General features: G+C 46.7%; 7 protein-coding genes. All 7 read right to left on the bottom strand.

Features of this window, described 5'->3' with window-relative positions; translation table 11 throughout:
• Window positions 1-308 precede the first annotated feature (308 nt).
• The 7 genes from ACNAZ4_RS19020 to ACNAZ4_RS18990 all read right to left on the bottom strand — a co-directional run bounded on the left by ACNAZ4_RS19020 (window position 309) and on the right by ACNAZ4_RS18990 (window position 6176).
• Window positions 309-1091, bottom strand: a complete 783-nt coding sequence (locus ACNAZ4_RS19020; protein WP_415817044.1) for a cupin domain-containing protein — start codon at window positions 1089-1091, stop codon at window positions 309-311.
• A 124-nt stretch (window positions 1092-1215) separates the two neighbouring features.
• Window positions 1216-1608, bottom strand: coding sequence for a hypothetical protein (locus ACNAZ4_RS19015; protein ID WP_415817042.1), 393 nt, complete (start codon window positions 1606-1608; stop codon window positions 1216-1218).
• 80 nt (window positions 1609-1688) lie between these two features.
• A complete protein-coding gene (locus ACNAZ4_RS19010) occupies window positions 1689-2762 on the bottom strand; it encodes an ABC transporter substrate-binding protein (protein WP_415817040.1) in 1074 nt (357 codons plus the stop codon).
• The gene (locus ACNAZ4_RS19005) at window positions 2759-3562 is read right to left on the bottom strand and encodes an ABC transporter permease (RefSeq protein WP_415817038.1); all 804 of its coding nucleotides are present in this window, start codon (window positions 3560-3562) and stop codon (window positions 2759-2761) included. The genes ACNAZ4_RS19010 and ACNAZ4_RS19005 overlap by 4 nt, the downstream gene beginning before the upstream one ends.
• Before the next feature lies 1 nt (window position 3563).
• Window positions 3564-4367 carry an ABC transporter permease gene (locus ACNAZ4_RS19000; RefSeq protein ID WP_415817036.1) on the bottom strand — a complete coding sequence of 268 codons (804 nt, stop codon included), beginning with the start codon at window positions 4365-4367 and terminating at the stop codon, window positions 3564-3566.
• Window positions 4364-5467, bottom strand: a complete 1104-nt coding sequence (locus tag ACNAZ4_RS18995; RefSeq protein WP_415817034.1) for an ABC transporter ATP-binding protein — start codon at window positions 5465-5467, stop codon at window positions 4364-4366. The genes ACNAZ4_RS19000 and ACNAZ4_RS18995 overlap by 4 nt, the downstream gene beginning before the upstream one ends.
• 253 nt (window positions 5468-5720) lie before the next feature.
• Window positions 5721-6176, bottom strand: coding sequence for a PaaI family thioesterase (locus ACNAZ4_RS18990; RefSeq protein WP_415817032.1), 456 nt, complete (start codon window positions 6174-6176; stop codon window positions 5721-5723).
• Window positions 6177-6188: the final 12 nt, after the last annotated feature.

Raw genomic sequence — 6188 nt, 5'->3', positions numbered from 1 at the left:
GTTAAGAGGAAAAGCTGTCAGAATAAGCCCGTGATTCAGACAGGTTTNCCTCACAGAACNCCAAACCTGTCTGAATCACGGGCTTATTCTGACAGCTTTTCCTCTTAACACCNCAAACCTGTCTGAATCACGGGCTTATTCTGACAGCTTTTCCCCTAAACACCTCAAACCTGTCTGAATCACGGGCTTATTCTGACAGCTTTTCCCCCAAACACCCCAAACCTGTCTGAATCCGTAATCGGAAAACAAAGACACCTCAAAATATTAGAGGACACGAAATCGCCCTCGTGCCCCACTCACATCAAGAACTACATATTCTTGCTCGCCTGAAGAAGTTTGGACTGTCCTGTGCGTTCCCATTCTTCTACTGTCTCATATGCTTTTTCAGGTGTATATCCTTTTCCTACAAGTACGCCCATCAAAATGAATTCCTGCAGGATGTGGGTGGCGTTGATGCCTCTTTTCACGTCCTCCAGTCCTTGCTGCACCAAGAACTCGGTGTGTTTTACCCATTCGTCAGGGGTCTTTCCAAAAACCTCAGGATTTCCATTGCTCGCTACTGGTCTTTCCATTGCATCTGCATGAGTCACATGCACCGTACCAAATGGATGGTTCGGCGGAGCATAGATCGAGTATAGCTTCAGTGGGGTATTGCCTGTGTTGGTCAAGTTATGCCATGTTCCTGCGGGAATCATGATGGCGGAATCATCGGCGACATTGGTTTGAAAGGTCAGGTTATCTCTGCTCTTGCCCATCTGGACAACCCCCTGGCCTTTTTCAATCCGCAGAAATTGATCGACCTGCGGATGGATTTCCAAACCGATATCATCGCCAACCTCGATGCTCATCAAGGTGACCTGCAAATGTTTCCCTGTCCATAAGGCTGTCCGATAATTCTGGTTTTGAATCGATGCTTCATTGATATTCACAACATACGGGTTTGGACCATAATCCTTTAAAACAATATTCCTGTAAGGATAGTGATAAGAATAACCATTCGCCTGGCCCCAGTTCACACATTGTCGTCCATTATTGTAATACATCTGCCCATTGACATAATTAGGGTAAGAATTTGAATATCCATAGTACATTTTTGCTCAATCCCTTCACAATTTCTCAGGATATCCTATGCACTTGTGCCGGGAATGTACTTAACAGGAAAAAGGACTGCCTGGATTGTTTGAGTAAGGAGTGATACTAATACTTGCCAGCCACTTATGGATTCGAGGTGATATTCAAACTTGCCCCCGTCATTCCGGTTTCCCCTATAGCCTGTACTTCCAAATGGTTCAACAATGGACCTGGCACCTTCCAGGTTAATGAAAAAAAGTTGTCTCCGTCATCCTTGATGTCATAGCCAATCAGTTTTCTTTCATTCCAGGTCTCAGTTCCAGTTGGGATTAACCAGAACAGGACTGTCTCAGTATTTAGGGCTTCAACAGTGATGGTTATTTCTTTAGTGCCTTCTGGAACCGTTACCCAGTTATCTTTTTCAGGAAAATTCGTAAAAAAATTAACAATCTCGGGTGATGGCGGTACATATTCAGAAGCAGATTGAAATGGAGCGCTTGCTATTAGTCCCATTCCTAAAAACAGTTTCAACATCATGATTACCACCTCACTGACAGTATCCTCTTAAACGATCACCATATGCAAAAAAGCCCCGACCAAAAGTCAGGGCTCCTCCATTATTTCCTATGCATCTTGAACTCTAAGAACAACTCATTATAAAAAGCAAGGTTTTCCTGGCCGAGGTTTTCATAGACCTCGAGTTTCTCTGTCAGCTCTGCCGATGGGTAAAACCTTTCGTCTGTCACCATCTCTTCTGGCATGAACTCAAGAGCTGCTTTATTCGGTGTCGAGTAGCTCACCCATTCAGTGTTGAGGGCTGATACTTCCGCATCGAGCATAAAGTTGATGAACTGGTGCGCTCCCTCGACGTTCTTGGCTGTTTTCGGGATGACCATGTTATCAAACCAGAGATTGGAGCCTTCTTCTGGAACAACATAGTCCAGCTTTTCATTTTCGGACATGATGTCTGCGGCGTCTCCGGACCAGACGAGGCCGATCGGTGCTTCTTCATTCGCCAGCAAAATCTTGATTTCATCGCCGACAATCGCTTTGATGTTTGGCGTCAGGGTATCAAGTTTCTCTTTCGCCTCGCGCAGATGGGTTTTGTTTTTATCATTCAAGGAATAGCCGAGGCTGTTCAAGCCCATCCCCATGACTTCGCGGGCTCCGTCGACTAACAGGATTTCATTTTTCAGCTCAGGGTCCCAGAGGTCATTCCAGCTTTTAAATTCCTTCCCATCCAGCAATTCCGGGTTATAAACAATTCCCACCGTTCCCCAGAAATAAGGAATCGAGTATTTGTTTTCAGGATCAAATGGCAAATCCATGAAGCGCTCGTCGATATTTTTCAGATTCGGCAGCTTCGAATGATCAATTGGGATCAGCAAGTCCTCTTCCCGCATTTTTTCAATCATATATTCAGAAGGGACAGCGATATCATACGATGTTCCGCCCTGCTTCACTTTTGTCATCATCGCTTCGTTCGAATCGAATGTTTCATATACGACGCTGATGCCGGTTTCTTTTTCAAAGCGCTTGATGAGATCGGGGTCGATATAATCTCCCCAGTTGTAAATCGTCAATGTATTGTCGCCAGAGTATCCCTGGGTGTCATTCAGCTTCGAAACCGCCGCAAGCAGCAGCACGGATACAATGGCGATCGCGATGAATACGCGCACTAATTGCTTCATTTCTTCACCCCCACTGCGTTCAGCTTCTGGCGCTGCGTGATGAAGTAGTAGACCACGACCAGCAGGATCGTGAACAGGAATAACAACGCTGATAATGCGTTAATATTCAAGGATACGCCGCGGCGTGCCAGCGAGTAGATTTCGACTGACAGCGTGCTGAAGCCGTTTCCTGTCACAAAGAACGTCACCGCGAAATCGTCCAGTGAATAGGTCAGCGCCATGAAAAAGCCAGCCATGATGCCAGGCGAGATGAACGGCAGGACGACCTTCGTCAATACGTCCCAGCTGCTCGCACCCAAATCCCTGGCCGCATCCATCAGTGATGAACTCATTTCTGACAGTTTCGGCAGCACCATCAGGACGACAATCGGCACGCTAAAAGCAATGTGGGACAGCAGCACGGAATAGAATCCGAGTTTGTAGCCGGAAATCGTGAACAGAATCAGGAACGATGCCCCGATGATGACATCCGGACTGACAATCAGCACATTGTTCAATGATAAAAGTGAATTCCGTACTGAACGTTTTTTTACCTCATGGATCGCCAGTGCCCCGATCACACCGATGATGGTCGCAAACAGCGCGGACAGCAAGGCGACGACCAGCGTGTTCAGCACGATGATCAGCAAGCGCACATCACTGAACAATTCCTTGTACCAATCAAGCGTGAAGCTTTCAAAATGGTACATCGTTCCCCCACTGTTGAACGAATAATAAATCAGGAAAAAGATCGGCGCATAAAGAATGAAGAAAATGATGAGCAAAAATGCATTTGTCAGCTTAGTACCTTTTCTCTCCATCCTACACACCTCTCTTTCTAGTACCAGTAACAGCCATGATGGCGAACATGATGATAATCAGGAATACTGCGATCGTCGACCCCATTCCCCAATCCTGGGTCACGAGGAAATGCTGCTCGATCGCCGTGCCGAGCGTAATGACGCGGTTACCAGCAATAAGGCGTGTCAACATGAACAGCGACAGCGCCGGAATGAACGTAACCTGAATCCCTGACTTCACCCCTTCGATCGTCAGCGGAAAAATAACCCTCGTGAAGGTCGTCCACTTTGATGCACCAAGGTCATTGGCTGCATCGATCAAGGTAGGATTCAATTCATTCAGCGAATTGAAAATCGGCAAAATCATGAACGGAATAAAAATATAGACCGAAACGAAAATAAAACTGAAATCGGTGAACAGGATTTGCTGTGTGCCAATCCCGATGGCTTCAAGCAATTGATTGCTGACGCCGTACGTCCCGAAAATCCCCAGGAATGCGTACGCTTTTAACAAAAGATTGATCCATGAAGGAACGATGATCAGCAGCAGCCATAGCTGTTTATGTTTCGTTTTTGTTAAAAGATAGGCGGTCGGGTAAGCAACCAAAAAGGAGAAAAAGGTAATCAAAAATGCGTACCAGAACGAGCTCAGGGTCATCGTCAAATAGACCGGAGTGAAGAACTTCTGGTAGTTTATTAGCGAAAAATCGCCGTTAATGTCCAAGAATGAATAGTAGACTACAAGCACAATCGGCGCGATGACAAAGAAAACCATCCAAAGCGTATAAGGCAGGGTGTACCATGAACGTGTCAGTCTCGTGTTCATTTCACTTCTCCAGCCTCATATGCTTCCAGGCGCGCATCGAATTCTTCTTCCGTCTCACCAAGGCGCATGACGTGAATCGCTTCCGGGTCAAAATAAAGCCCAATCTGGTCACCCACCGCCGCTTTTTTTGTGGAGTGGACAAGCCACTCATTTCCTTCAGTATCATAGCAGCTCAATTCATAGTGAACGCCGCGGAACAGCTGCGAATCGACTTTTACCTGCAGCTTGCCGTTGTCCATCGTCGTGATCTCAAGATCCTCAGGACGGATGACGATTTCAACCGGCTCATTCGGGTTGAAGCCCTTGTCGACACACTCAAAACGCATGCCCGTGAACTCAACGAGGTTGTCCTCGATCATCGTGCCTTTGACGATGTTCGATTCACCGATGAAATCAGCGACAAAACGGTTGATCGGTTCATCGTAAATATCCGTAGGGCTGCCGCTCTGCATGATTTTCCCCTGGTTGATGACGAAAATCTCATCCGACATCGCGAGCGCTTCCTCCTGGTCATGCGTAACAAAAATGAATGTGATCCCAAGACGCTGCTGCAGCTCCCGAAGCTCATACTGCATTTCGGTGCGAAGCTTCAAGTCAAGCGCAGATAAAGGCTCATCCAACAGAATGACCTCCGGCTCGTTGACAATCGCCCTCGCGATTGCGACACGCTGGCGCTGCCCGCCTGACATCTCACGGATTTCACGAGTCTCATAGCCTGATAGATTCACAAACTGCAAAGCCTCTTTCACCTTCGCTTCAATGTCAGCATTCTTCATCTTCTTGATCCGCAATCCGAACGCCACATTCTCAAACACATTCAAATGCGGAAACAGCGCATAATCCTGGAAAACCGTATTCACCTGGCGCTTATTCGCAGGCAGATCATTGATCCTCTTACCATTGAAAAGGATGTCCCCAGACGTCGCCTCCGTAAACCCAGCTATCAATCTAAGAATCGTCGTTTTCCCGCAGCCCGACGGCCCCAGCAGTGTATAGAATTTCCCCCGCTCAATCTCAAAACTCACATTGTCCAGAACAGGCGGGTCATTGTCATATTGCTTCGTTACATGATGGAATTGAATAATTGTAGAATGATTCATTATCGAACCCCCTTCTCATTTTGCTTGGTTCCAATAAAAAAAAGGCCTTAAAGCCTTGATAAATAAATAACTAATTTGCCATTCGAAATAATTATACAATAGGGGCAGGAAAATACAATGGCTGCAGCTGATTGCCTGGTTTGGATGAACCATGGAGATACTTTTTTACAGCTTTTCCCCTCCAATCAAACCTGTCAAAATCCGAAAACTCTTCATTTCCCAAAACAGAAAAAAGCTGCCCAAATGACAGCTTTTACTCCTGATCCTCGAGTTCCACAAAATACTGATCTTTCCGGTAAGCAACGGCTTCCATGGTGGCGACGGGGTTTTCTCCGTGAAAAATCTCGATTCTGTAGAATCCTGTCCGGAAGTTCCGCCTTGTTTCTGTCGCCCTGGCCACGATTCTTTCTCCCGGTTTCACTGCTTCGATGAACTGGATGGTAGTGGACAGTCCGACCGAAGTTTTCCCGTAGGCATTGCAGGCGACGGAAAAAGCGTGATCAGCGAGTGCATAGATCACCGCGCCATGGACGGTTCCGTGTGCGTTGACCATATGGCTTTGCACATCGAGCACTGCTTCCGCGAAGCCCGCTTCGAATTTTGTTAACTGAATGCCTAATGACTGCGCGTACGGATCGTTTTTTACCCGGTCCAAAATTTGCTTATAGTGTTTGTCATGGATTTGGAATTCATCGATTCTCTTTTTCAAAGCGGCCTCCTC

Source organism: Mesobacillus thioparans, from assembly GCF_965138835.1.
GTDB lineage: Bacteria > Bacillota > Bacilli > Bacillales > Cytobacillaceae > Mesobacillus > Mesobacillus thioparans.
Note: the sequence above shows the minus strand (reverse complement) of the source record. Positions and strands in the feature narration are given on the sequence as shown.

Coding starts and splice junctions, on each gene's coding strand:
- ACNAZ4_RS19000 (WP_415817036.1), bottom strand. CDS start 4,367: ATGAACACGAGACTGACACGTTCATGGTACACCCTGCCTTATACGCTT.
- ACNAZ4_RS19010 (WP_415817040.1), bottom strand. CDS start 2,762: ATGAAGCAATTAGTGCGCGTATTCATCGCGATCGCCATTGTATCCGTG.
- ACNAZ4_RS19005 (WP_415817038.1), bottom strand. CDS start 3,562: ATGGAGAGAAAAGGTACTAAGCTGACAAATGCATTTTTGCTCATCATT.
- ACNAZ4_RS18995 (WP_415817034.1), bottom strand. CDS start 5,467: ATGAATCATTCTACAATTATTCAATTCCATCATGTAACGAAGCAATAT.
- ACNAZ4_RS19020 (WP_415817044.1), bottom strand. CDS start 1,091: ATGTACTATGGATATTCAAATTCTTACCCTAATTATGTCAATGGGCAG.
- ACNAZ4_RS19015 (WP_415817042.1), bottom strand. CDS start 1,608: ATGATGTTGAAACTGTTTTTAGGAATGGGACTAATAGCAAGCGCTCCA.